Source organism: Pseudobdellovibrionaceae bacterium (assembly GCA_019637875.1).
Taxonomy (GTDB): domain Bacteria; phylum Bdellovibrionota; class Bdellovibrionia; order Bdellovibrionales; family Bdellovibrionaceae; genus JAHBUW01.
In genome coordinates this window covers 1-2,280 of sequence record JAHBUW010000030.1, presented here as the reverse complement: position 1 = coordinate 2,280, position 2,280 = coordinate 1, and the positions used below count along the sequence as shown (strand labels likewise).

Below are 2,280 nucleotides of genomic sequence, written 5' to 3'. Positions count from 1 at the left end.
ACCAATCGCACGCGGGATGCCGGTTTCGCCGGTTCGCTCGCGGTCGAACTCACCTCTGCACTTTCTACCTTTTCGTGCAGAGGGCCGTTGCAGCGCTTCTGGCGCTCGCGGCATCCCGCGCGCCCTCGGATTCCCAGAGGGCGATCTCATCAAACCCCGGAGCAAACCGCTCGCGGGAAGAATGGAGGCTGTCTTGTCTGAAATTTATTTCTGTCATTCCGGACGGCCACCGATCTCGGGTTTACCCGAGATCGGCAATGTTAAATGGCCAAGTCGGGCAAGCCCGACTTGGCTAGCGCGATCCGGAATCCAGGGCGATACGATAAAGCCTATCCAAGCAGCTTCTGGATTCCGGGTTCGCTCACTCCCGCTCGCGCCCCGGAATGACAGCAGGCCACCGCTCCACCCCACCCGGCTCGGACTTCGTCCTCGCCACCCTCCCCATCAAGGGGAGGGAAAAGAAGGAGTTGCTCGCACCTCGGAAGGACAGCAACAACTTGGGGACAGGACTCAGTTCAGCAAATACTCCCCGTTCACCGCGCGAAATTCCGACGGCTTGATGAGCCGCGCATGCGCGACCGTGACCGAATGCAGCGGTCCGGCCAGTTCGCGCGCCCAGAAGTCGAGGAAACGCGAGAGCGTCGGGAATTTCGGGAACAGATCGTATTCCTGCCAGACGAAGGTCTGGAGCAGCTGCGGGTGGTCCGGCAGCCGGTAGAGAATTTGCGCGGTCGTCAGCCCGTAGCCTTGGAGCTGACGCTTGAAGTCTTCAGAAACGCGATTCATTGGACATCCTTAACGGTAACGGACGCCGAATGTTTCTGCCTGCCCTGGCCGATTACAAGCCTGAAAAGTGAATTTTTTGTTTAAAATCAAAGCGCTAGCAGCCGCGCGCACCCGCGGCTAACAACCTGGACGAGTCCTTGGCACTCAGTTCGCCAAAGTGCCAAAAAAGTTGACTCCAGCCCTTGAAGGACGCAAAACCCAGCCCCATCTGGCGCTCAGGCGAGACAGCTTTCCCTGTGCGCCGATCCAATTCGCTCAATAATTCTAAGGTCTTGGAGGACTATCTATGAAATTCCGTCCGCTGCATGACCGTGTCGTCGTCCGCCGCATCGAGGCTGACGAGCGCACCAAGTCGGGCATCATCATTCCGGATACCGCAAAGGAAAAGCCGGCCGAAGGCGAAGTGATCGCTGTCGGCTCCGGCGGCCGCGACGAAGCCGGCAAGCTCATTCCGATCGACATCAAGGTTGGCGACCACATCCTGTTCGGCAAGTGGTCCGGCACCGAAGTGAAGATCGACGGCGAAGATCTCATCATCATGAAGGAATCCGACGTTCTTGGCGTGATCGAAGGTTCCGCCTCGAAGAAGAAAGCCGCGTAAGCGCGCTTCCGTCAGGAACAGGAGTAGAAAACAATGGCTGCCAAAGAAGTAAAATTTTCGGTCGAAGCGCGGGACAAGATGCTCCGCGGCGTCGACATTCTCGCCAATGCCGTGAAGGTCACGCTGGGCCCGAAGGGCCGCAACGTCGTGATCGACAAGTCGTTCGGCGCTCCCCGCATTACCAAGGACGGCGTCACCGTCGCGAAAGAAATCGAACTCGAAGACAAGTTCGAGAACATGGGCGCACAGATGGTGCGCGAAGTCGCCTCCAAGACCAACGACCTCGCCGGTGACGGCACCACCACCGCAACCGTGCTCGCCCAGGCGATCGTGAAGGAAGGCGCAAAGTCCGTCGCCGCCGGCATGAACCCGATGGATCTGAAGCGCGGCATCGACCTCGCGGTCGAAGCCATCGTCGCGGACCTCAAGAAGAACTCGAAGGCCATCACCTCGAACGAGGAAGTCGCGCAGGTCGGCACGATCTCCGCGAACGGCGATGCCGAAATCGGCAAATTCCTCGCCAATGCCATGAAGAAGGTCGGCAACGAGGGCGTCATCACGGTTGAAGAAGCCAAGTCGCTCGAAACCGAACTCGATGTCGTCGAAGGCATGCAGTTCGACCGTGGCTACATCTCCCCCTATTTCGTCACCAACGCCGACAAGATGCGCGTGGAGATGGAAGACCCCTACATCCTGATCAACGAGAAGAAGCTCTCGTCGCTGCAGGAACTGCTCCCGGTTCTCGAAGCCGTGGTGCAGTCGGGCAAGCCGCTCCTCATCATCGCCGAAGAAGTCGAAGGCGAAGCGCTCGCGACCCTCGTCGTGAACAAGCTCCGCGGCGGCCTCAAGGTTGCGGCGGTGAAGGCTCCGGGCTTCGGCGATCGCCGCAAGGC

Annotated in this window: 3 protein-coding genes; 2 read left to right on the top strand and 1 reads right to left on the bottom strand. The window is 59.5% G+C overall.

Annotated elements, in window-relative coordinates:
- Positions 1-510 precede the first annotated feature (510 nt).
- Positions 511-786, bottom strand: a complete 276-nt coding sequence (locus KF767_19240) for an usg protein (GenBank protein MBX3020028.1) — start codon at positions 784-786, stop codon at positions 511-513.
- 286 nt (positions 787-1,072) lie between these two features.
- Between KF767_19240 and KF767_19235 the strand changes: the two genes are divergently transcribed.
- Positions 1,073-1,387, top strand: a complete 315-nt coding sequence (locus tag KF767_19235) for a co-chaperone GroES (GenBank protein MBX3020027.1) — start codon at positions 1,073-1,075, stop codon at positions 1,385-1,387.
- Positions 1,388-1,420: 33 nt separating this feature from the next.
- A partial coding sequence (gene groEL, locus KF767_19230; GenBank protein MBX3020026.1) for a chaperonin GroEL occupies positions 1,421-2,280 on the top strand: 860 nt, incomplete at its 3' end.